This is a genomic window from Rhizobium sp. R711 (genome assembly GCF_002211365.1).
In the GTDB taxonomy this organism is placed as follows: Bacteria; Pseudomonadota; Alphaproteobacteria; order Rhizobiales; family Rhizobiaceae; genus Rhizobium.
The window spans coordinates 1-21,564 of record NZ_LOKZ01000016.1; the positions used below are offsets into that span (position 1 = coordinate 1).

General features: G+C 58.8%; 20 protein-coding genes. 11 read left to right on the top strand and 9 right to left on the bottom strand.

Translation table 11 applies throughout. The features are described from left to right. Positions 1-269: 269 nt before the first annotated feature. The 4 genes from ATY80_RS16650 to ATY80_RS16665 all read left to right on the top strand — a co-directional run bounded on the left by ATY80_RS16650 (position 270) and on the right by ATY80_RS16665 (position 4,151). Entirely contained in the window at positions 270-1,307 is a 1,038-nt protein-coding gene (locus tag ATY80_RS16650; protein WP_088693483.1) for an IS110 family transposase, read from the top strand. Between the two features lie 385 nt (positions 1,308-1,692). Then, positions 1,693-2,523, top strand: coding sequence for a polysaccharide deacetylase family protein (locus ATY80_RS16655; RefSeq protein WP_088693484.1), 831 nt, complete (start codon positions 1,693-1,695; stop codon positions 2,521-2,523). Positions 2,524-2,618: 95 nt separating this feature from the next. Beyond that, complete coding sequence (locus ATY80_RS16660) at positions 2,619-3,545, top strand: Gfo/Idh/MocA family oxidoreductase (protein WP_088693485.1); 927 nt, start codon at positions 2,619-2,621, stop codon at positions 3,543-3,545. Positions 3,546-3,605: 60 nt separating this feature from the next. Next, the gene (locus ATY80_RS16665; RefSeq protein ID WP_088693486.1) at positions 3,606-4,151 is read left to right on the top strand and encodes a GrpB family protein; all 546 of its coding nucleotides are present in this window, start codon (positions 3,606-3,608) and stop codon (positions 4,149-4,151) included. A gap of 6 nt (positions 4,152-4,157) precedes the next feature. Here ATY80_RS16665 and ATY80_RS16670 read toward each other — a convergent pair whose 3' ends face one another. After that, entirely contained in the window at positions 4,158-4,607 is a 450-nt protein-coding gene (locus ATY80_RS16670; RefSeq protein WP_088693487.1) for a DNA polymerase III subunit chi, read from the bottom strand. Next, positions 4,604-6,097, bottom strand: a complete 1,494-nt coding sequence (locus ATY80_RS16675; RefSeq protein WP_088693488.1) for a leucyl aminopeptidase — start codon at positions 6,095-6,097, stop codon at positions 4,604-4,606. Before ATY80_RS16675 ends, ATY80_RS16670 begins: the two co-directional genes overlap by 4 nt. Positions 6,098-6,320: 223 nt before the next feature. Here ATY80_RS16675 and ATY80_RS16680 point away from each other — a divergent pair, with 223 nt between their 5' ends. The 7 genes from ATY80_RS16680 (at position 6,321) to rsmA (ending at position 14,769) form a co-directional block, all read left to right on the top strand. Beyond that, complete coding sequence (locus ATY80_RS16680; RefSeq protein ID WP_088693541.1) at positions 6,321-7,052, top strand: phosphatase PAP2 family protein; 732 nt, start codon at positions 6,321-6,323, stop codon at positions 7,050-7,052. Positions 7,053-7,152: 100 nt separating this feature from the next. Next, positions 7,153-8,331 (top strand): LPS export ABC transporter permease LptF, encoded by a 1,179-nt coding sequence (gene lptF / locus ATY80_RS16685; protein ID WP_088693489.1) that lies wholly within the window; start codon positions 7,153-7,155, stop codon positions 8,329-8,331. Further along, positions 8,328-9,416 (top strand): LPS export ABC transporter permease LptG, encoded by a 1,089-nt coding sequence (gene lptG, locus ATY80_RS16690; RefSeq protein WP_088693490.1) that lies wholly within the window; start codon positions 8,328-8,330, stop codon positions 9,414-9,416. The genes lptF and lptG overlap by 4 nt, the downstream gene beginning before the upstream one ends. Continuing rightward, complete coding sequence (locus tag ATY80_RS16695; protein WP_088693491.1) at positions 9,416-11,773, top strand: LPS-assembly protein LptD; 2,358 nt, start codon at positions 9,416-9,418, stop codon at positions 11,771-11,773. Before lptG ends, ATY80_RS16695 begins: the two co-directional genes overlap by 1 nt. A gap of 187 nt (positions 11,774-11,960) precedes the next feature. After that, positions 11,961-12,911 carry a peptidylprolyl isomerase gene (locus tag ATY80_RS16700; protein ID WP_088693492.1) on the top strand — a complete coding sequence of 317 codons (951 nt, stop codon included), beginning with the start codon at positions 11,961-11,963 and terminating at the stop codon, positions 12,909-12,911. Between the two features lie 5 nt (positions 12,912-12,916). Further along, entirely contained in the window at positions 12,917-13,942 is a 1,026-nt protein-coding gene (pdxA, locus tag ATY80_RS16705) for a 4-hydroxythreonine-4-phosphate dehydrogenase PdxA (protein ID WP_088693493.1), read from the top strand. Then, positions 13,942-14,769, top strand: a complete 828-nt coding sequence (gene rsmA, locus ATY80_RS16710; protein WP_088693494.1) for a 16S rRNA (adenine(1518)-N(6)/adenine(1519)-N(6))-dimethyltransferase RsmA — start codon at positions 13,942-13,944, stop codon at positions 14,767-14,769. Before pdxA ends, rsmA begins: the two co-directional genes overlap by 1 nt. A 128-nt stretch (positions 14,770-14,897) precedes the next feature. Here rsmA and gmk read toward each other — a convergent pair whose 3' ends face one another. The 7 genes from gmk to fabD all read right to left on the bottom strand — a co-directional run bounded on the left by gmk (position 14,898) and on the right by fabD (position 21,415). Continuing rightward, positions 14,898-15,563 (bottom strand): guanylate kinase, encoded by a 666-nt coding sequence (gene gmk, locus ATY80_RS16715; RefSeq protein WP_088693495.1) that lies wholly within the window; start codon positions 15,561-15,563, stop codon positions 14,898-14,900. A gap of 3 nt (positions 15,564-15,566) precedes the next feature. Then, entirely contained in the window at positions 15,567-16,454 is an 888-nt protein-coding gene (locus ATY80_RS16720; protein WP_088693496.1) for a YicC/YloC family endoribonuclease, read from the bottom strand. Positions 16,455-16,469: 15 nt separating this feature from the next. Continuing rightward, positions 16,470-17,705, bottom strand: coding sequence for an endolytic transglycosylase MltG (gene mltG / locus ATY80_RS16725; RefSeq protein WP_088693542.1), 1,236 nt, complete (start codon positions 17,703-17,705; stop codon positions 16,470-16,472). A 113-nt stretch (positions 17,706-17,818) separates the two neighbouring features. Continuing rightward, positions 17,819-19,081: a beta-ketoacyl-ACP synthase II gene (gene fabF, locus ATY80_RS16730; RefSeq protein ID WP_088693497.1), complete on the bottom strand. Its 1,263-nt coding sequence runs from the start codon at positions 19,079-19,081 to the stop codon at positions 17,819-17,821. 93 nt (positions 19,082-19,174) lie between these two features. Continuing rightward, entirely contained in the window at positions 19,175-19,411 is a 237-nt protein-coding gene (locus ATY80_RS16735) for an acyl carrier protein (protein WP_003547058.1), read from the bottom strand. Between the two features lie 292 nt (positions 19,412-19,703). Beyond that, positions 19,704-20,441, bottom strand: coding sequence for a 3-oxoacyl-[acyl-carrier-protein] reductase (gene fabG, locus ATY80_RS16740; RefSeq protein ID WP_088693498.1), 738 nt, complete (start codon positions 20,439-20,441; stop codon positions 19,704-19,706). Positions 20,442-20,470: 29 nt separating this feature from the next. Next, entirely contained in the window at positions 20,471-21,415 is a 945-nt protein-coding gene (gene fabD, locus ATY80_RS16745) for an ACP S-malonyltransferase (RefSeq protein WP_088693499.1), read from the bottom strand. Between the last annotated feature and the right edge of the window lie 149 nt (positions 21,416-21,564).

Genomic DNA, 21,564 nt, shown 5'->3' on the forward strand with positions numbered 1-21,564 from the left:
TATATATTCGCTCATGGTTGTTCTCCAACTGATGTTTGGGCCCGGCATCCAGTCGTGAGCCCGTATTTCCATCTTATCGGGGAACAACCACCTTGCTATTCACTACCGTGACCAATCTGGCGCCCAGGGCGGCGGCTCGCTCCCGCGATTACCCCATGTAACGGGCGGAACCCAGCCAGCCAGGTTTGAAAGGCTGGTGGTCGTCCCTCACAATGATGGTGTCGCGGAGTCAGGAGTGGCCTGCTCCATAGCATCACGGAGAGACGACCATGAAGCAGTATGGCGGAATCGATGTCTCGTTGGAACACTCAAGTGTGTGCGTTGTGGATGCAGATGGCCGCATCGTGCGTGAAGCAAAAGTACTCAGCGAGCCCGATGCACTGATCGCCTGGTTTGGCGAGCACGACGTGGCCATGGAGCGGATCGGTCTTGAGGCCGGCCCTTTGTCGCAATGGCTTTACGCGGCAATGACAAAGGCGGGTCTGGCGGTCGAACTGATCGAGACGCGGCACGTGCGTGCCGCGTTCAAGACGATGCCGGTGAAGACCGACAAGAAGGATGCGCGAGGCATCGCGCAGTTGATGCGGCTTGGCTGGTTCAGACCGGTCCACTGCAAATCTCTTCCGGCCCAGGAGGTGCGCGCCCTGCTGACCGCCCGCAAGCTCATCCAGGGAAAGCTTCACGACATCGAGATGAGCATCCGGGGCATACTGCGCGGCTTCGGCCTCAAGGTAGGGCCGACGACGCAGCGCACCTATGCGGCACGTATCCGCGACCTGATTGAAGGACATCCGACCTTGGAGGCGATTGCCGCGTCGTTGTTGAAGGTCCGCGACGCACTTGCAAACGAATTTGCCGGGTTTGAGCGAAAGCTGCGTGCCATGGCCCGGCAGGACGATAACGCACGGCGGCTGATGACGACGCCCGGCGTTGGCGTCTTGGTGGCGCTGACATTCGCATCGGCGGTTGATGCGCCGGAGCGTTTCCGATCATCACGAGCGGTGGGGCCGCATTTCGGACTGACGCCGAAGAAGTACCAATCGGGCGAGACCGACTATAGCGGTCGCATCTCGAAGATTGGCGATGTGGGCGTACGAACCGCGCTCTACGAGGCGGCCAACGTCATCCTCACGCGACCGGTCAAAGGCTCGGATCTCAAAAGCTGGGCACTGGCGGTCGCCAGACGTGCGGGCCCCAGAAAGGCGCGTGTCGCGCTGGCCCGTAAGCTGGCGGTGGTGTTGCACCATATGCTCAGGGATGGAACCAACTTCATTCCCCACAAGGCTCAGGCAGCCATGGCCGCCTGAGCCGGAAGGAGACAACAGGACAGGTTTCGGGCGGGCACTGCCATCAGCCCCCCAGAGCAAGATCCCTTCGCCGGGACGAGGGATGGGCTAGGCCGCAGCTGTGGCAGCAACACTACGTGATTGCGCGTCGCTAGATTGGCCAGCCGGTCCTCAGCAGACCCCATAAAGCAGCGGCCAAGTGCCGACTGCGGACAGAAGCAAGCACTCGGCGAGGGATTAAGCTCACAAGGGATTGACTTAAGGCCCGTTACAGAAGCCACAGCTCTGAACGAGAGCCAATCGCACACCGTACTATTCGGTGCATTCCCGAACGATCGAAACCGATCGTTAACCATAATCATCAAGGTTGTCTCAACATTCATTACTGATTTGTTGAGCCCCTTTTATGCATCGCCTTGCTGTATTTTCCGGTCTCATCTTGAGCGTGGCCCTGGCCGGCTGCCAATCCACCAAACGGCCTGCGCCCGATAGCACGATCAAAACCTCTTCGATCGTCGCCCCGGAAGGCCGCCAGATTTCGGAGAGCGACAGTCGCCCGCTCCAAATGTCTCACGAGACCCGTCCGCATCACCTTGCCGGCCGAACACTGACGGTCGCGTCCATTCATGACCTGCATCTTGAGGACAAAGAAGTCATTCTCAGCTTTGACGACGGTCCAATTCCCGGCCGGACGGATCGCGTTCTCGCGACGCTGGACCAGTTCGGCGTCAAGGGCGCCTTCATGATGGTCGGCGAAATGGCGGAGTTGCATCCGGAGCTTGCACGCAAGGTTGCGATGGACGGCAACGCGATCGGCAGCCACACCTACCGGCACGAAAACCTGGCGACGCTGACCTTCGATGTGGCGATGAAGGAGATCACACGGGGAGAAGCTGCCGTGACCAAGGCGACCGGCGTTGATGTCAACTTCTTCCGCTTTCCATACCTTGCCGACAGCCAAAAGCTGCGCGCTGCCGTTGCAATGCGGGAGATGGTCGTGATGGATGTCGATGTGGACAGCAGGGATTACTTCACAACATCGCCAGCAGCCGTGACCAAGCGGACGATGGACCTGCTGCATGAGCGGGGCCGCGGTATCATTCTCATGCACGACATCCACAATCGCACGGCGACGATGCTGCCAACACTCCTTTCAAGGCTCGAGGCAGAGGGGTATAAGGTCGTGACGCTGCAGTTCAAGAAGCCGACTGCGCCCGCCGAGATGGCGTCTCTTTGATGGACTATCGACGCTTGCCCCCCGGTTTCTTTCTGCTAAAACAGGCGCAAAATAAATCATACTTTTGAGCGAAACACCGAACGCGAGCCAGCAGCATGTCACCTATTAACCTCGCCATCGTCGGCGTCGGCAAGATCGTCCGCGACCAGCACCTTCCCTCGATCGCCAAGAATCCCGACTTCAAGCTCATTGCGACGGCCAGCCGCCATGGCACCGTTGAAGGCATCCCGAGCTTCACGACGATCGATGCGATGCTCGACGCCGTGCCAGCGATCGATGCGGTTTCGCTGTGCATGCCGCCGCAATATCGCTACGAAGCAGCACATAAGGCGCTTTCCGCCGGCAAGCATGTGTTCCTCGAAAAGCCTCCGGGCGCGACACTCAGCGAAGTTGCCGATCTCGAAAGCCTCGCGGCGAGCAAGGGCGTCTCGCTGTTTGCAAGCTGGCATTCGCGCTATGCGGCCGCCGTTGAAGCCACGAAGTCCTTTCTCGCATCGACCACGATCAAGAGCGTTCACGTCATCTGGAAGGAAGACGTTCGCCACTGGCATCCGAACCAGGACTGGATCTGGCAGGCCGGCGGCCTCGGTGTCTTCGACCCGGGCATCAACGCCCTGTCGATCGTCACCCATATCTTGCCGGAGGCGATCTTCCTGACGGGCGCAACCCTCGAATTCCCGGAAAATCGGGATGCCCCCATTGCGGCGGATCTGCACTTCAAGAATGCTGACAACGTACCTGTTCATGCCGAATTCGATTGGCGACAGACCGGCAAGCAGAGCTGGGACATCCTCGCGGAAACCGAAGCCGGGCATGTGGAACTTGCTGAAGGCGGATCCAAGTTGTCGATCAATGGCGAACTGAAGTTCTCCGCCCCGGAAGAGGAATACCCGGCGCTTTACCGTCGCTTCGCGGAAATTGTCAAAGCCGGCAAGTCCGATGTCGACCTAGCGCCGCTTCGCCACGTCGCCGATGCCTTCATGCTCGGCAAACGCAAATTCGTCGACGCGTTTCACGATTGATACAAACGTGCCGAGCCTCATACTATTGTGAAGTCTCACGGTCTTCAAGGAAGGTTCGGCATGCGAGACGATCCGGCTTACGGTCTTGGCTTGAAGAATCTAACGGTTTCGCTCGCTGAGCCCAACGCCTTTTGGGAGCGTGCCTATGCCACCGAAGCGCAGGCCATCGGCCAAGCGCTCGGGGACATGGCAATCGACATTCAGCACGTCGGCAGCACAGCTATTCCCGGCATCAAGGCAAAGCCGATCATCGACATCGTTGTCGGCGTCAAACACTTCGATGACGGTCCGCGCTGCATTCCCGCCATGGAAGCAATCGGTTATGACTATGCCGGCAGCGACATTGTCCTCGACGACCACATTTTCGGCCGCGGCATAAAGGATGAGAGCCGCACCCATCTGGTCCATGTCGTGGAGTATCGCGGCGATAACTGGAACCGCATGATCGCCTTTCGCGACGCTCTGCGCGCCGATGCCCGGCTCGCACGCGCCTACGAGCAACTGAAGGTTGGATTGGCCAGCGAGCATGCGGAGAGGCGCGCGGAATATACGATGGCAAAGCGGGACTTCATCGACAACGTCCTGATGGCTTCCGGCCTGAACTAGTCAAATTCAGGCCTTCTTCTCCCATCGCCGTTCGGGCGTCTGCTGCCAGTATGTCAGGCTGTGCCCCTCGCCTTTCAGCTTCTTCCACTGCGCGCGGGCGCCCTCAAGCTGCTCCTGGTCGTATCCATCGAACATGAAGACAATCCGCTCGTAAGGATCGACAGCAGGCGGCTCTGCGCCATCGACGATAAATCGCACCGTCGCAGCATTCGCGTTTCCTTCGGAGATCGTGAGGAGAACTGGCTGATTTTCGGCCAGTTCTCCCTCATCCGTGCCATGCGGCAAGAAACTATCCTCGCGAAATGTCCAGAGATGCTGATCAAGCAAGTCGCGCCGCGCAGCATCCCTCAACTGCACAGAGACCCGCCAGCCGCGCTCGACGCTTTTTTCGAGCAGCGGCGGCAGGGCATCCTCCAGCTTGGATTCCGTCAGATGATAGAACAGGACTTCGGTCATGACTCGTAATTGTCGCGCACCAACTGGTCGAGCAGCCGTACGCCGTAACCGGATCCCCAAGACTGATTGATCTCATCCTGCGGCGAACCCATGGCCGTTCCCGCAATGTCGAGATGCGCCCACGGCGTCTCCTGCACGAATCGTTTAAGGAAATGCGCAGCGGTGATCGAACCCGCATGACGGCCGCCGGTGTTCTTCATGTCGGCGAACTTGCTGTCGATCATCTTGTCGTATTCCTTGCCGAGCGGCATGCGCCAAAGCTTCTCGCTGGTCGTCAGCCCAGCGGCGGCCAGCTGCTCAGAGAGCTCGTCATCATTCGAGAACAAACCGGCATGGACGTTGCCAAGCGCAACGAGAATGGCACCGGTCAACGTTGCCAGATTGATCATGAACTTCGGTTTGAAGCGGTCGTTGCAATACCAGAGCGCATCACAGAGCACGAGACGTCCCTCTGCGTCGGTGTTGATGACCTCGATCGTCTGCCCCGACATCGAAGTAACGATGTCGCCGGGACGCTGAGCGTTTCCGTCGGGCATGTTCTCAACCAGACCGATGATGCCAACCGCGTTCACCGCCGCCTTGCGGGCAGCGAGAACATGCATCAGGCCGGTGACGGCCGCGGCACCGCCCATATCGCCCTTCATTTCCTCCATGCCGGCAGCGGGCTTGATCGAGATGCCGCCGGTGTCGAAGACGACGCCCTTGCCGATGAAGGCGATTGGGCTTTCCCCGCTCTTGCCGCCCTTCCACTGCATGACCGCCAGCCGCGGAGGCCTAACCGAGCCTTGAGCCACACCCAAGAGGGCGCCCATGCCAAGCTTCCGCATGTCCTTCTCGGTGAGGATTTCCACCTCGACGCCAAGCTTTTGCAGGTCGCTTGCCTTGGCGGCAAATTCCACCGGACCCAGAACGTTCGGCGGCTCATTCACGAGATCGCGGGCTAAGTTGACGCCTGCTGCAACGGCTTCGGAGACTTTAAGGGCTTCTGCGGCATCGGTCGCATTTGCGGTAACGATCGTCACTGCCACCCGTCCATTACGGCTATTGCCCTCCTCGTCCTTCTTCTTGGTCTTGTAAGTGTCGAAGCTGTAGGCGCGCAAAAGCATTCCAAGCGCAAAATCCGCCGCCTCTTTCGCTCCGACACTGGCACCCGGCGCATCGACGAAGATCACGACCTTTTCGGCTTTCTTGATCTTAGACGCGGCAACGCCACCGGCTTTGAGCCAATCATGAGCGGTCAACTCCTCCGGCTTGCCAAGGCCGACAACGATAAGCCGTTCGGCCAGTGAACCCTCCGGAGCAACAAGATCCAATACAGTCGTCGCCTTGGCGGAGAAGCCCGCGATGTTTGCCGCTCTCGAGATCACCCCAACGGGGTCCGCGACCTTGGCCCCGGCGGCAAGATCTGCGCCGCCTGTCTGCAGCAGGATCGCGTAGCCACCGGCGATCTCGGCGGAGGTTGCAAATGAAATATCGAACTTGGCTGACATATCTTCTCCAGTGGGATTTTCCTAAATCCGCTCTATCCGATCATTTCGGGTTTCGCCCCCGAAAACAAGCCTTGGGCACTGTGATCTGGCGGCGACTATGAGTTGAGCCATTAACAGGATGTCATACTTGGTGCATATTCATCCCTGGAAGTCGACTTAACAGGAATTGACAATGATTTCCGCAGCGAGAGCGTCCCGCGAAGCCTCACTTTGGCGCGCACTTATGCCTAAGAGCCCCGCAGGTCGCGCGTTCGCCGCCGTGTTCTTTATATGGTGGGCGTTGCTTTTCCTGTTTAACGTGTTTCCGCAGATCGACATCTACGCGTCGACACATTTTTTTGTTCGGCAAACTTGCCAATATAAGGCAGCATTTAACGACAGTTGTGGATATTTCCCTTATCGCGACGATACCTACCTAGAGCTACTGAGAACATTCTGCTTCCGCCTGCCGTACGCAGTCGCGGCTGTGATGTTGTGGCGACTTGCTGTGTACTACAGTCAGTATGGCGCAACCTTCAACATGGAGCATGCGCGCGCGTACAAGGTGGCCTTGGGTTCGCTGATTATCGGCCCCGTGATCCTCACGAATCTCATTCTCAAGACATACTGGGGCAGACCGCGCCCGTCCCAAACGCTGGACTTTGGGGGCCATCTCGATTTCGTGCCGGCGGGCTCCATGGTCGGACGATGCGTATCGAACTGCTCCTTCATTTCCGGTGAAGCGGCTGGCGCCGGCTGGGTCTTCTGCCTTATCCTGCTGATACCGCAGCCGATGCGTTCGGCACTTGCATTGCCGCTTGCCGCGATCTCGTTTCTGGCGCCTACCATGCGGGTTGCATTCGGCGCGCACTATCTTTCGGACGTGGTCCTCGGATGGCTTTCGTCCGTTGTGGTGTTCACAGGTCTTCTTGCCCTTACCGATTCGCAACAGGGCGAAAAAAAAACTGAAATTTGAATGAATTTTCGACACCGGCTTGTCGCAAAAGCGAACCAAAGAGCGTAGATGGATTTCGCTGCGTAGCGGCATCGGTTCGCAATGGCGTTCAAGGGCATGAATGAAACTGCTTGAAACATATATACTCCGGCGTGTTGGCCAGATGTTTCTCGTTGCCCTGTTGCCGGTGCTCGCGATCATTTGGACAACTCAGGTTCTGCAGCGCGTTAATCTGGTGACCGATAGTGGCCAGTCGATGGGATCGTTTGCCAAGCTGGCAACGTTGATCCTTCCGTCGATCATTCCGATCGTGCTGCCGTTCGCGCTTGTCATCGGCGTCACGCAGACGCTGACGACGATGAACAACGATTCGGAACTGACCGTCATCGATGCGGCAGGTGCCAAGCGTGGCATCATTCTGCGCCCGATTCTTATCCTTGCCGCCGTCATCAGCGCCTTTTCGTTTCTGGTGGACAACGTCGTCGAGCCAAAAGCGAAGACCGGCGTTCGCCAGATGGTGGCAGCTGCCTATGCGGATCTGCTCTCCTCCGTTATTGAGGAGAAGAACTTCCGCCGTATCGATACTGGACTTTACGTGCAGATATCCGAGCGATTGGCCGGGCGCGTGCTCAAGGGCTTGTTCGTCGTGGACGAGCGCGATCCCGCATTCGAGCTCATCTACTATGCGCGCGAGGGCGCCGTTGACGAAAAGGGCACCTCACTCATCATGCATGATGGCGAGGTTCACCGCAAAACGCAGACCGGCGAAGTCTCTGTCATCCGCTTCGATTCTTATTCCTTCGATCTGTCCGATCTGACGCAGAATCGTGGCCAGGCAACGCTTCGTGCATCCGACCGCGAGCTTCCGTTCCTGCTCAATCCGGACCCGAACGACAAGGACTACATCTCTAAGCCCGGCAGTTATCGCGCCGAATTGCACCGCCGTCTGACGGATTGGGTTCTGCCGATGGTGTTTGCCCTGATTTCGCTTGCGATTGCCGGTGATGCGCGCTCCCATCGCGAGGCGCGACTGCATCCGATGGTGGCGGCGCTCATCTTTGCTTTTGCGATTCGTTGGGCGTCGTTCTACGCGGCCAATCAGATCGACACGAATCCGGAGTATATCGGCGTACTCTATGCGATTCCCGTCATCACCAGCCTCCTGGCAATCGCGTCTCTGTCGCATCACAAGCGCCTGTCGGTCCTCTCCGCAATGAGCGACCGCATCGCCGCAGCTTGGCAGAGATTGCAGACGCGCTTTGGCCGGTCGGCAGATCCCTCTGCGGGAGGCAGTGCATGATTTTTGGGACGCTCAGCCGCTACTTCTTCCGTCGCTATCTGCTGACCACAATGTGGTTCTTTCTCGGTGTGATCGGCATCGTTTATCTCGTGGATTTCAGTGAGACGGCCGGCCGCCTCTCCGGTCTTCCTGGCTACACCGTAACCGGCGGTCTGGTGATGACAGCCGTGCGCCTGCCGCTCATCCTCCAACAGACCGTTCCCTTCATCGCCCTCTTTGTGGGCATGACGGTTTTGATCGCCCTCAACAGAAAATACGAACTGGTCGTGACGCGCGCTGCCGGCATCTCGGTTTGGCAGTTCATGTCACCCTTCCTTGCCGGCGCGTTTTTGTTGGGCGTGCTGGTCATGACCGTTCTCAATCCGCTCGCAGCGTGGGGGCAACGCCAGGCTGCGATCGTCGAGAGCAACTGGCGGGGAGAAGGGTCAGCGCCGAATACCGCCCTGCAGGTTCCATGGATTCGGCAGATCAGCGGTGGTGACGATGCGATCATTGGAGCGCATACAGTTCTCGAGGACGGTACGCTGCTTATGGACGCGGTGTTCGTGCATTTCGATTCGACCAACCACATCATCCTGAGGCAGGACGCCGCGTCTGCAAAATTGGAAGATGGTTACTGGCTCCTTAAGAATGTTGTGGAGCGCCGTCCGGGTGAAGTCGCTACGCGCAAGGACGAGGTGCGTGTCCGCACCAATTTGAAACAAGATTTCGTCCAACAGAGGCTGACAGCCCCTGAAACTATTGGTTTTTTTGATCTTTCGAGCCGGATTGACGCCGCGAAATCCTTCGGGATTCCGACCAAGGCTCTCGAGACGCAATTTCATTCATTGTTGTCCCAACCACTGCTGCTTGTCGCCATGACTCTCATTGCTGCAACAGTGTCCCTAAAATTTAGCCGGTTCAACCAGTCGAGGTCGGTGATTCTGGGTGGAATCCTGTCAGGCTTCGTGCTTTATGTGGTCACCGTGCTTGTGAAAGCATTCGGAAGCAGTGGGGTTGTCCCGCCTTTCGTGGCGACGTGGATTCCGGTCACCGTTGCCTTGGCTTTGGGTGCAACAATTCTGCTTCATCAGGAGGATGGCTAGTGGCGGCAGGCGACCGCAAGACTCTTAGTAAACAGTTGGTTGCCCTGCTCGTAGGCGTGGCCCTGTCTACCTATTCCAACGGCTTTCCTGCCGCTTTCGCTCAGGACGCCCTACAAGGTTTCAAGCCAACCGTATCGAACGACCAGAAGCTGATTCTGTCGGCAAACGAACTCGTCTACAACAAGGACGCGCAGATCGTTTCCGCCATCGGCGGCGTGCAAATTAACTACGCCGGCTACAAGATGGTGGCGCAGCGCGTCGAGTATAATCAGCAAACCGGGCGCCTGATGGCGCTTGGCAACGTCGAACTCATTGGCCCCGACGGCAACCGCATGTACGCCGACAAGCTTGACGTCACTGACGACTTTGCCGACGGCTTCGTAAACGCGCTCAGAATCGAGACCGCCGACAATACGCGCCTGGTTGCGGAAACCGGCGAGCGTGTTGGCGGCACGCAGATGATCCTGAACAAGGGCGTCTATACTGCCTGTTTGCCTTGCGCCGAGAGACCGGAACGGCCTCCTTTCTGGCAGGTCAAGGCTGAACGCGTCATTCAGGACGGCGTCAAGCACACGATTCGCCTCGAGAAGGCGCGCTTTGAACTTCTTGGTCATCCGCTTGCCTACGTGCCGTGGATTGAAGTCCCCGACAACACCGTGAAGCGGAAGTCCGGCTTCCTCTTTCCTAGCTTTGTCACTGCGCAAAATCTCGGATTCGGCCTGTCCGTCCCTTATTACTACGTTATTTCGCCGAGCAGCGACCTAACGGTAACGGGCACGGGCTATACGACCCAAGGTTTCCTGCTGGACGCGGAATATCGCCAGAGATTCGAAAACGGCACGCATACATTGCGGGTGGCTGGTATCGACCAGCTCAGCCCGGGGACCTTCACGTCCGGCACCAGCGATGCCGAAAATGACTTCCGAGGCGTTCTAGCGTCCAAGGGAGATTTCAGGATCAATCCTCGCTGGGCGTTCGGCTGGGACGTTATGGCGCAGAGCGACAATAACTTTTCCCGAACCTATAGCCTTAAAGGGTTGGACAATTCGACACAAACGAACCAAGTCTACCTGACCGGTCTCGGCAAACGGAATTACTTCGATCTGCGTTCGTTCTACTTCGACGTTCAGGACGCCGACCCGAACGACGTCAAAGAGAAGCAGCAGGCGATCGTCTATCCGGTGATGGACTATCACTTTGTGGCACCGCAGCCGCTCGCCGGAGGTGAACTCTCTGCCGACGTCAACTTCACGAACCTGTCGCGTACCCATGACGACTTCTACAGCGTGGCGGGGTTCGACCGGTTCCGTGGTCTTGACGGCCAGACGTCCCGTCTGACGGGCGAGCTGGAATGGAAGCGCACGTTTGTCACGCCTGAGGGCTTCCTGATTACGCCGTTGCTCGCCGCGCGCGGCGACGCGTTGGCGCTGAACATGACGCCGCCGCCGACCTCTGGCACGTTTGTCTATGACGGCAATTACGACGACAGTAATGCAGCGACGCGTTCGATGTTTACCGCCGGCCTTGAAATGCGCTACCCAATCCTTGGTACGACCGCAAACAGCACGCACCTGTTTGAACCCATCGTTCAAGTCTACGCGCGGCCTGACGAACGCCTTGCCGGCTCTTTGCCGAACGAGGATGCGCAGAGCTTTGTGTTCGATGCGACCAATCTTTTCGAACGTGACAAGTTCTCCGGCTACGATCGCATCGAGGGCGGTACGCGCGCCAACGTCGGCTTCCAGTACACCGGTACGTTTGACAATGGCTACAAGCTGCACGGCATATTCGGCCAATCCTACCAGCTGGGCGGCCAGAACTCATTCGATACAGATGATCTGGTGAATGTCGGCGCGGATTCCGGTCTGGAGAGCGACGTATCCGACTTCGTCGGTCTCGGCGGCATCGAGACGCCGCAGGGCATTGCTCTTGCAGCATCCTACCGACTTGACGAAAAGAGTCTGGCTTTCCGTCGAGGCGATTTTACGGCCGGTTTCCAGAACGACAATCTCCAAAGCCAGTTGATCTACACGCACGTCTCGGCGCAGCCAGAATATGGCTTTGCTGAGGACAATGATGAGATCCAGGCCAAGGGAACTGTTAAATTCAAGGATTATTGGTCGGTATTTGGTGGCATAGCCTGGGATCTTCAGGATAACAGCATCGTCAGGAAGACATTCGGTCTGACTTATGAGGACGAATGCACGATCTTTACGATCGCATATAGCGAAAAGCGCGATACGACCGCCGAAACCGCTAGCGACTGGAGCATTGGTGCCAGGTTGACCTTCCGGACGCTGGGCGACATCAAGCTCGGTGGCACGGTAGACACCAATACCACCATCTACCAGAATTGATGGAGTGTTCAGTTGTACGGCGGAAGAAAGGGCCTTTCTTTCGCCGTAAGGCTATGCAGGACATTGTCACCAGTTGATATCTGGGGCATGTGCTGAACTTTCAGTTTAGAGCGGCAATGCCCGTTTGTCTCGAGAAGGTATGCGCGCCGCGACGTGAATGCGCGGCGTCAATGGGAAGGGTCGATAGATGTTTGGCGCCAAAAAAACCGTCAAAACGATGATTGCCGGGGCGGCTTTCGCAATGCTAGCAGCGTTTGTCTCACCTCAGGCGGGCGCAGTCTTTGCCGCAAGCGAAGTCAGAGTGGTCGTGAATGGCACGGCGATTACCAGCGGTGATGTCGCCAAGCGTCAGGCATTCCTTAAGCTCCAGCACCAGAACGCCGATGCCAAGGCCGCTGAAGAACAACTGATCGACCAGACGCTGAAGCAGCAGGAAATCGCGCGCGTGCGCATGTCGGTTTCCAAGGACGAAGTTGATGCATCGTTCGCGCGGTTTGCGACCGGCAACAAGCTGACAACCGATCAGATGACGCAAATTCTCGAACGCGCCGGCGTCGGTGTCGCGCATTTCAAGGCCTTCATCGCCGTGCAGATGAGTTGGCCGCGCCTCGTCAATGCGCGTTATGGCGCGAACTCCCGAATGTCGAATTCCGACCTCGTTGCCCGCATGATGGAGAACAAGCAGAAGCCGGAGACCACGGAGTATATTCTGCAGCAGATGATCTTCGTCGTTCCCGCCAACAAGAAGGGCATCGTCGGCAAGCGCAAGAGCGAGGCCGAGGCATCGCGTTCGAAGTATCCAGGTTGCGACCAGGCGAAGGTGTTTGCCGCAACGATGCGCGACGTCTCTGTGCGTGACCTCGGTCGCGTTCTCGCACCGGAACTTCCGACCGAATGGAAGCCGCTTGTTGAGCAGGCCAAAGGGAATACGACGGCCACACGCGTGACCGACAGAGGCGTCGAATACATTGCCATCTGCAGCCAGCGCCAGGTGTCCGATGACCAGGCTGCCGAAATGGTGTTCCGTCAGGAAGATCTCGACAAGGCGAAGGCAGGGAAGAACGCGCCTGCTGAGAATCCAAACGCCCAGAAATACATGGAAGAGCTGCGCAAGAAGGCGCAGATCATGCGTCCCTGAGCAAAATGACGATCTCATTCTCGCGCCCGCTCGCTCTCAGTCAAGGGGATCCGGCTGGTGTCGGCCCCGACATTACACTGCTGGCCTGGATGCGGCGTAGAGAGCTTGGCCTCCCTCCGTTCGTCTTTATTGGCGATCCTGATGTTTTGGCGTTGCGTGCCAATCTGCTTGGGCTGACGGTTGCTATTCGCGAAACCGACTGCGCCAACGCCAATGACGTCTTTGCCGATGCCCTCCCCGTGCTTCCGATACCTGCAGGCATCGAGGTTGTTGCAGGCGAGCCCCATGTCGCAACGGCGAAGGCCACCATCGCCGCAATCGAGAAAGCCGTATCGCTGACGATGTCGGGGGAAGCCCTTGGCGTCGTTACCAACCCAATCGCCAAGTCAGTGCTCTATGAGTCCGGCTTCCCCTTCCCTGGGCACACCGAGTTTCTTGCAGATCTTTCCGCACGGACAACAGGCCAAGTGGCCATGCCGGTGATGATGCTCGCCGGTCCGAAGCTCCGTACCATTCCGGTCACAATCCATATTCCTCTCAAGGATGTGCCTCAGGCGCTCACTGCGGAACTCATCATCGCGACCTGCCGAATTGCTGATGCCGATCTCAGGAATCGCTTCGGGATCGAAAATCCGCGCCTCGCTGTTGCAGGTCTCAATCCGCACGCGGGGGAAGACGGTACCATCGGCAAAGAGGATGAAGCGGTCATCAAGCCGGCCATTCAATTTCTGAGATCCGAGGGGATCAACGCAATCGGGCCGCTGCCTGCCGACACAATGTTTCACGACGAAGCCAGGGCGCGCTACGACGTTGCAATCTGCATGTACCACGACCAGGCCTTGATACCGGCCAAGGCGCTTGGTTTCGACGACTCTGTCAACGTGACGCTTGGATTGCCCTTCGTGCGTACGTCGCCCGATCACGGCACCGCATTCGGCATTGCCGGCAAGGGACTTGCGCGGGAAAGTAGCCTCGTCGCGGCACTGAAGCTCGCCGGTCACCTCGGACGCACCGCAGAGGGGCGCATTTGATGGCTGCCTTGGACGGGCTTCCGCCGCTTCGCGACGTCATTCAACGCCATGGTCTCGATGCACGGAAGGCCCTCGGCCAGAACTTTCTGCTCGACCTCAACCTGACGCAGAAGGTTGTCCGGACAGCCGGCTCACTGGAAGGTGTCACTGTTTTTGAAGTCGGCCCAGGTCCCGGCGGTCTGACGCGCGCCATCCTCGCACTGGGCGCGAAGAAGGTGATCGCCGTCGAGCGCGATTCTCGCTGCTTGCCCGCGCTTTCAGAAATCGCAGAGCACTATCCGGGGCGGCTCGAGGTCATCGAGGGCGACGCGTTGAAGACGGACTTCGAAGCTTTGGCGACCGAGGGACCGGTGAAGATCATCGCCAACCTGCCCTACAACGTCGGGACGCAGTTGCTGGTCAATTGGATCCTGCCGAAGCAGTGGCCGCCTTTCTGGGAATCGCTGACGCTGATGTTCCAGAAGGAAGTGGGCGAGCGCGTTGTCGCGGCTGAAGACGATGACCACTATGGACGTCTTGGCGTGCTCTGCGGATGGCGTACGAACGCGCGTATGGCGTTTGATATACCGCCGCAGGCATTTACGCCGCCACCGAAAGTCACGTCGACGGTCGTCCATCTGACACCGAACGAGAACCCGATCCCCTGCTCAGTCGCCGATTTGGAAAAGGTCACTCACGCGGCCTTCGGCCAGCGCCGCAAAATGCTGCGGCAAAGCCTCAAACCCCTAGGCGGCGAAGCCCTACTCAACAAGGCGGACATAGATCCTCAGCGACGCGCAGAGACACTTTCGGTTGCCGAATTCGTTCGGCTGGCAAATTGCCTCTAGGCTACGTGTCGGCCATCCCGCATCCAGAGCGATAGGTTAGACCTTCGGAGATAAGTGGATTCGCGCGACAGTTACTGGTCGGCCCGCCGACCTCGCCCGTAAGCATCATCGCTTCAAACCTGCTGATCTTAAAGCTTCGGCTCTTCCGTCAGCAGGCCGTTGACGAAGTCGAACAGGCCATGGCGGCGGTCGCGGCGGACGCGCTCCGCATTGACGATGCAGCTCACGTTGCGAAACGCCTCGTCCAGATCGTCGTTGACGATGACGTAGTCATACTCGCGCCAGCGTTCGATCTCGGCGCGGGAATTCAGAAGGCGCGTGCGAATAACCTCTTCCGAATCCTCAGCGCGACGGTGCAAGCGCGACTGCAGTTCGGTCATGGTTGGCGGCAGCACGAAGATCGAGACAATGTCGGCCTTCATCTTGTCCTGAAGCTGCAGCGCGCCTTGCCAGTCGATATCGAACAGCATGTCGCGACCTTCGGCCATTGCAGATTCTACTGGCTCCCGCGGTGTGCCATAGAAATTACCATGCACCTCCGCCCACTCGAGCAGATCGCCCGCGTCGCGCATCCTCTCGAACTGTGGGACGGTGATGAAGTGGTAGTGCTTACCCGCGATTTCGCTCGGCCGCTTCGCCCTGGTCGTGACGCTAACAGAGATTTCCAGGCTATGGTCGTCCCTGAGAAGGTTGCCGGCAATCGTCGATTTGCCTGCGCCAGACGGTGAGGACAGGACAAGCATCAGCCCACGCCGGGCGATTTTGGTGGGTGTGTTCGACTGGGCCGGGCTCATGTATCACTCCAGATTCTGGACCTGCTCGCGGAACTGGTCGATGACGACTTTCAGCTCGATACCGGCGGCGGTAACCGCCGCGGCATTCGACTTCGAGCAGATGGTATTCGATTCTCGGTTAAATTCCTGTGCAAGGAAATCGAGCTTACGCCCGATCGGGCCGCCCTTGGCAAGCAGGTCGCGAGCAGCAACCACATGCGCCTTCAGGCGATCGATCTCTTCACGCAGATCCGCCTTCGTGGCGAGCAGAGCGGCTTCCGCATGCAGCCTGTCGCGATCCAGCTTTGCCGACCCATCCATAAGCATTGCGACCTGCGCGGCCAACCGACCGGCGATTTCTTGCGGAGAGCGGGAGGGATCACGCTCGATCACCTGTGTCAGCCCCTCGATTGTCGAGACGTGGTCTAGCAGTATGCGCGACAATGCGGCACCTTCCAGCTCCCGCATCTGACGCAGATCGGCAAGGGCCGCAATCAGGCCTTCGACAATGTCGGAATCGCGCGCTGCGATGGCTTCGTCGCCGTCCTCACCATCCCGGAATTCGATGATGCCTCGGATGGCGAGCAAAGTATCGAGCTGCAATGGCGCCGGATCGATGATGCCGCCAAGCTGATCACGCAAGGCGAGCACGGCAGAGAGTGCTTCCTGGTTCAGGACCGTTTCGACGCGGCTCTCACCAGCAGAGATGGAGAGCGACGCCTGCATATTGCCACGGCTAAAACGCTCGCCCGCAAAGCGACGCACGTCATTCTCCATGCGCTCCAGCCCCGGCGGGAGGCGCAAGCGGAGATCAAGGCCTTTGCCATTGACCGAACGCAACTCCCAAGCCCAACGCCAGCGGCCGCTCGTGCCCTCACGCCGTGCAAAACCGGTCATGGACTGCAAAGCCATGCGAGCCTCCCAAAGTCAGTTGGTTTTCTTTTTCTTTTGGGCAGCGGGCGCAGCAGGCGTTTCCGGCTGCGTCTGGCTCTCGGGCTGCCCGTCTACTACGATATTCGGATCGGCGCCCTTGGCGGCCTCCAGTTGGCGCCAGCGCTTGACGTTGGCGTTGTGCTCCTCAAGGGTGGCCGCGAAAACATGACCGCCGGAACCATCGGCAACGAAGTAGAGATCCTGGGTCTTCCATGGATTGGCGACCGCCTCCAGCGCATCTCGGCCCGGATTGGCGATCGGTGTCGGAGGAAGCCCCTTGATGACGTAGGTGTTATAGGGCGTTTCCTTCTTGAGGTCCGATTGATAGATCGGGCGATCTGTCGGCTTTCCATCGCCACCGAACAGTCCGTAGATGATCGTCGGGTCGGATTGAAGGCGCATCCCCTTGCCCAGCCGGTTGAGGAAGACGGAAGCCACGTGCGCGCGCTCGTCGGGAACACCCGTCTCCTTTTCGACGATCGAAGCGAGGATGATCAATTCGTCTTTTGATTTGAGCTGCAGCGACGGGTCGCGCTTTTCCCAAACCTGATCGACCAGCTTCTGCTGTGCCGCTGCCATCTGCTCGATGATCTCAGCCCGCTTCGTGCCACGTGAGAACTTGTAAGTATCCGGACGCAAGCTTCCTTCGGCGGGGACAACTGCTGGCAGGTCGCCTTCCAGCACAGCATCCTCGTTCAGGCGGTTGAACATCTGGCGGACGGTGAGCCCCTCCGGAAACGCGACGGAATACAGGATCGACTTTCCGGATTTCAGCAGTTCCATGATGTCGTTCATGGAAGCATGTGCCTTGATCTCGTACTCGCCCGCCTTGAGGCTCTCGCCGTCACCCAGATGCGTCGCGGTAAGGTACCGGAAGATACGCGCGTCCGAGACGATGTTGTTGCGTTCGAGGCTTGCGGCGATCTCAGCAGCGCCGGCGCCGTTCCGCACGATGAAATTCGTGTTCGTCTCCAAGGGACCGGGATTCTGATAGGCGGAGATCGCATAATAATAAAGGAAGACGGCCGCCACGCAGCCAAGCACGACCAGCGTCATCAGGAAGTTCAGAAAAATGATAACCTGGCTGCGCGCCTTCTTCGAGCGCTTAGGTGGCTCGGGCACGCGCTCGGGTCGAAGCGCCTCGCTCGGCGACTTGGGAATGATCGGCCCGCTCTGTGTCTGCTGGCTCTCCTCGCCGATCGTCCCGTTGTTCTGGTTCGTATCGTTCACCGGCAATCCTCTAAACTTGGCCTCAAGTCCCGCTTCTTGCTAAGCAATGCGGCAAAATGCAGGTGGGGCCGCGCAAGGGTGCAGCCCCACTGCCAGAACGTCAACGCCTAAACTCAGGCGACGTAGCGGCGCAGCACCAGCGAGGCATTCGTACCGCCGAATCCGAATGAATTCGACAGTGCGACGTTGATCTCCCGCTGGCGCGCCTTGTGCGGAACGAGATCGATTGCGGTCTCACGCTCAGGATTGTCGAGATTGAGCGTCGGAGGCGCAACGTTGTCGCGGATCGCGAGCGTTGCGAAGATCGCCTCAATCGCGCCGGCAGCGCCAAGCAGGTGGCCGGTGGCAGACTTCGTCGACGACATTGAGATCTTGGAGGCGGCATTGCCAACCAGGCGCTCCACGGCACCGAGTTCGATCGTATCGGCCATCGTCGATGTACCATGCGCGTTGATGTAGTCGACATCAGCTGGCGTCAGGCCGGCGCGCTTCAACGCCATCGTCATGCAACGCTGCGCACCCTCACCGTCCTCGGACGGAGCAGTGATGTGATAAGCATCGCCCGAGAGACCGTAGCCGACAACCTCGGCATAGATCTTGGCGCCGCGAGCCTTGGCATGCTCCAACTCTTCGAGAACAACGATGCCTGCACCCTCACCCATGACGAAGCCGTCACGATCCTTGTCGTACGGTCGCGATGCCTTGGTCGGATCGTCGTTGTGCTGGGTGGAGAGGGCCTTGCAGGCGGCGAAGCCGGCCAGAGAGATACGGCTGACAGGAGATTCTGTGCCGCCAGCGACCATCACGTCGGCATCGCCGAACGCAATGAGACGGGCAGCGTCGCCGATCGCGTGAGCGCCGGTCGAGCATGCCGTGACCACCGAATGGTTCGGACCGCGCAACTTGTGGCGAATTGATACCTGGCCGGAAACGAGGTTGATCAGGCGACCGGGAATAAAGAACGGAGAGATGCGGCGGGGGCCCTTGTCGCGCAGCGTGTAGCCAGCCTCAACGATGCCTTCGATGCCACCAATGCCTGAGCCGATCAAAACACCGGTCGCAACCTGGTCCTCGTCGCTCTCGGGGTGCCAGTTCGCATCATCAAGCGCCATGTCGGCGGCTGCCATGCCGTAGATGATAAAAGGATCGACCTTGCGCTGTTCCTTGGGCTCCATCCAGTCGTCGACATTAAAAGTGCCGTCGGTGCCGTCGCCAACCGGAATACGGCAAGCAATCTTTGCGGGAAGATCGTCGACTTCGAACTCGGTGACCAGGCGGGCGCCGTTTTTTCCCGCAAGCAAGCGGGACCACGTCACTTCCGTTCCGCACCCCAAGGGCGATACCATACCGGTACCTGTTATAACGACCCGCCTCATCGACTGCATTCCCCCGCCTTTTATGTTTTTGGAGAACCATGCCAGAAATAAAAAGGGCGGACTCCGGGTCCGCCCTTTTTGAAACGCTCAGGATTAAGCCTGAGCCTTTTCGATAAACTTCACGGCATCGCCGACCGTCAGGATCGAGTCAGCAGCGTCGTCCGGAATTTCAACGCCGAATTCTTCTTCGAATGCCATGACCAGTTCGACGGTGTCGAGCGAGTCAGCGCCCAGATCGTCGATAAAGCTGGCGCTTTCGACAACCTTGTCGGCATCGACGCCAAGATGATCAATAACAATTTTCTTTACGCGTTCTGCGATATCGCTCATGTCGGTTTCCTCGACCTTATGTCCTGATCAGAATGCCTTGTGACATCCCTACCCTGTTTCAGCCTGCGGCGCGCCTTTAAAGCCACCCTCGGCAAACTCTTTGAACCCGGCTACCAGAAATGTCCCAGGCTTGCACAAAAGCCCGCCGGTCCGTCTGCTTTCTCGGGAGACTGTTCACAGTCATGGCCCGCTTAACACGGTTTAAGTCTGCCGCAAAGCCAGAAAATCAACCCCATCGGGTTGGTCAACACGCTATTGCGGGGAAAACGGCCTCGAAAGGCAGTTTCCCGTTTCAGATCATGGCCATGCCGCCGTTTACGTGCAACGTCTGGCCTGTCATATAAGCGGCTTCCGACGAGGCAAGATAGGCGACTGCGGAAGCAACTTCCGCACCCGTGCCCATGCGCTTCATCGGGATCGCTCCCATGATCGCTTCCTTCTGCTTGTCGTTCAGCTTGCCGGTCATGGCGGACTCGATGAAGCCCGGCGCCACGCAGTTGACGGTGACGTTGCGGGTCGCAATCTCCTGTGCCAGCGACTTCGTGAAGCCGATCATGCCTGCCTTGGAGGCGCAGTAGTTGGCCTGGCCCGGATTGCCGGTGACGCCGACGACCGAGGTGATGTTGATGATGCGGCCATAGCGGCGGCGCATCATCGGATGCGTCAACTCGCGCGTCAGGCGGAACATCGCCGTCAGATTCACCTCGATGACGCTGTCCCAGTCCTCGTCGCTCATGCGCACGAACAGGCCGTCCTTGGTGATGCCGGCATTGTTGACGAGGATGTCGACGCCTTCGAGATCAGCTTCGGCCTTGACGCCGAGAGCCTTGACTTCATCGCGGTCCGCGAGGTTGGCCGGGAAGATCTTTACACGATCACCAAGTTCGTTTGCCAGCGCCTCGAGCTTCTCGACGCGAGTGCCGTGGAGGCCGACGATGGCGCCCTGTCTGTGCAGGATACGGGCGATTTCTTCGCCAATGCCGCCGGAGGCACCAGTAACCAGAGCCTTGCGGCCGGAAAGATCGAGCATGGAAGTGTTCCTTGTAATCGTTAAATCTATCAGGCCATCAGGGCGGCAACAGCCGCATCGATATCTGCAGGCGTGTTGACGGCAATGCCGTTCACAGTCTTGTCGATACGGCGGGCGAGGCCGGTCAGGACCTTGCCGGAGCCGATCTCATAAAGCGTCGTCGCGCCGTTGGCCGCGAACCATTCGACCGTCTCGCGCCAACGGACCTGGCCCGTCACCTGCTCCACGAGCAACTTGGCGATCTCGTCGGCGTCGGTCACCGGTGCAGCGCGCACGTTGGCGATAAGAGGCACGACCGGGCTTGACTTCTTCACACCGGACAGAGCTTCGCGCATAGCGTCCGCAGCGGGCGCCATCAGAGAAGAATGGAAGGGGGCGGAGACCGGGAGCAAGATCGCGCGCTTGGCGCCCTTCTCGGTTGCTATCGCGGCACCCTTTTCGACGGCTGCCTTCTCGCCCGAAATGACGATCTGGCCGCCGCCATTGTCGTTGGCGATCTGGCAGGAGCCGACGGCAGAGGCTTCCTCGCAAACGGCGACGACATCGGCATGTTCAAGGCCGATGATGGCGGCCATGGCGCCAACACCGACAGGTACGGCGGCCTGCATGGCATTGCCGCGAATGCGCAGCAGGCGCGCGGTGTCGGTCAGCGAGAAGGTACCGGCAGCGCATAGAGCGGAGTATTCGCCAAGCGAATGACCGGCAACGTAGGACACCTTCGCCTTCAGATCGACGCCCTTGGCTTCGAGGACACGGATGACCGCCATCGAGACCGCCATCAGGGCCGGCTGCGCGTTGGCCGTCAGGGTCAGCGTGTCTTCAGGACCGTTAAACATGGTCTCGGACAGCTTTTCGCCCAGAGCTTCGTCGACTTCTTGGAAGACGGCGCGCGCCTCGGCGTAATTCTCGGCAAGATCCTTGCCCATGCCGACAGCCTGGCTGCCCTGACCCGGGAATGTAAAAGCAATGGTCATGCTATGTCCCTTTTATACGGACCTCTGGTTATTTCGCCTCCAATTGACATTCTTTCCTGCAGAGTCAAGTGCCGGATGCCCGCGTTCCAAGGCTTTTGCGGCTGCGAGTGGGGCCGGTTTTACCTCTTGCGCTTGCTCAATTCCGGTCT

Excerpts from the sequence above, each read along its gene's own strand:
- pdxA (WP_088693493.1), top strand. The coding sequence starts at position 12,917 with ATGACGATCTCATTCTCGCGCCCGCTCGCTCTCAGTCAAGGGGATCCG.
- ATY80_RS16665 (WP_088693486.1), top strand. The coding sequence starts at position 3,606 with ATGCGAGACGATCCGGCTTACGGTCTTGGCTTGAAGAATCTAACGGTT.
- ATY80_RS16650 (WP_088693483.1), top strand. The coding sequence starts at position 270 with ATGAAGCAGTATGGCGGAATCGATGTCTCGTTGGAACACTCAAGTGTG.
- ATY80_RS16735 (WP_003547058.1), bottom strand. The coding sequence starts at position 19,411 with ATGAGCGATATCGCAGAACGCGTAAAGAAAATTGTTATTGATCATCTT.
- ATY80_RS16720 (WP_088693496.1), bottom strand. The coding sequence starts at position 16,454 with ATGGCTTTGCAGTCCATGACCGGTTTTGCACGGCGTGAGGGCACGAGC.
- ATY80_RS16680 (WP_088693541.1), top strand. The coding sequence starts at position 6,321 with ATGCCTAAGAGCCCCGCAGGTCGCGCGTTCGCCGCCGTGTTCTTTATA.
- rsmA (WP_088693494.1), top strand. The coding sequence starts at position 13,942 with ATGGCTGCCTTGGACGGGCTTCCGCCGCTTCGCGACGTCATTCAACGC.
- ATY80_RS16675 (WP_088693488.1), bottom strand. The coding sequence starts at position 6,097 with ATGTCAGCCAAGTTCGATATTTCATTTGCAACCTCCGCCGAGATCGCC.
- ATY80_RS16670 (WP_088693487.1), bottom strand. The coding sequence starts at position 4,607 with ATGACCGAAGTCCTGTTCTATCATCTGACGGAATCCAAGCTGGAGGAT.
- ATY80_RS16655 (WP_088693484.1), top strand. The coding sequence starts at position 1,693 with ATGCATCGCCTTGCTGTATTTTCCGGTCTCATCTTGAGCGTGGCCCTG.
- fabF (WP_088693497.1), bottom strand. The coding sequence starts at position 19,081 with ATGAGGCGGGTCGTTATAACAGGTACCGGTATGGTATCGCCCTTGGGG.
- fabD (WP_088693499.1), bottom strand. The coding sequence starts at position 21,415 with ATGACCATTGCTTTTACATTCCCGGGTCAGGGCAGCCAGGCTGTCGGC.
- lptG (WP_088693490.1), top strand. The coding sequence starts at position 8,328 with ATGATTTTTGGGACGCTCAGCCGCTACTTCTTCCGTCGCTATCTGCTG.
- ATY80_RS16660 (WP_088693485.1), top strand. The coding sequence starts at position 2,619 with ATGTCACCTATTAACCTCGCCATCGTCGGCGTCGGCAAGATCGTCCGC.
- gmk (WP_088693495.1), bottom strand. The coding sequence starts at position 15,563 with ATGAGCCCGGCCCAGTCGAACACACCCACCAAAATCGCCCGGCGTGGG.
- fabG (WP_088693498.1), bottom strand. The coding sequence starts at position 20,441 with ATGCTCGATCTTTCCGGCCGCAAGGCTCTGGTTACTGGTGCCTCCGGC.
- lptF (WP_088693489.1), top strand. The coding sequence starts at position 7,153 with ATGAAACTGCTTGAAACATATATACTCCGGCGTGTTGGCCAGATGTTT.
- ATY80_RS16700 (WP_088693492.1), top strand. The coding sequence starts at position 11,961 with ATGTTTGGCGCCAAAAAAACCGTCAAAACGATGATTGCCGGGGCGGCT.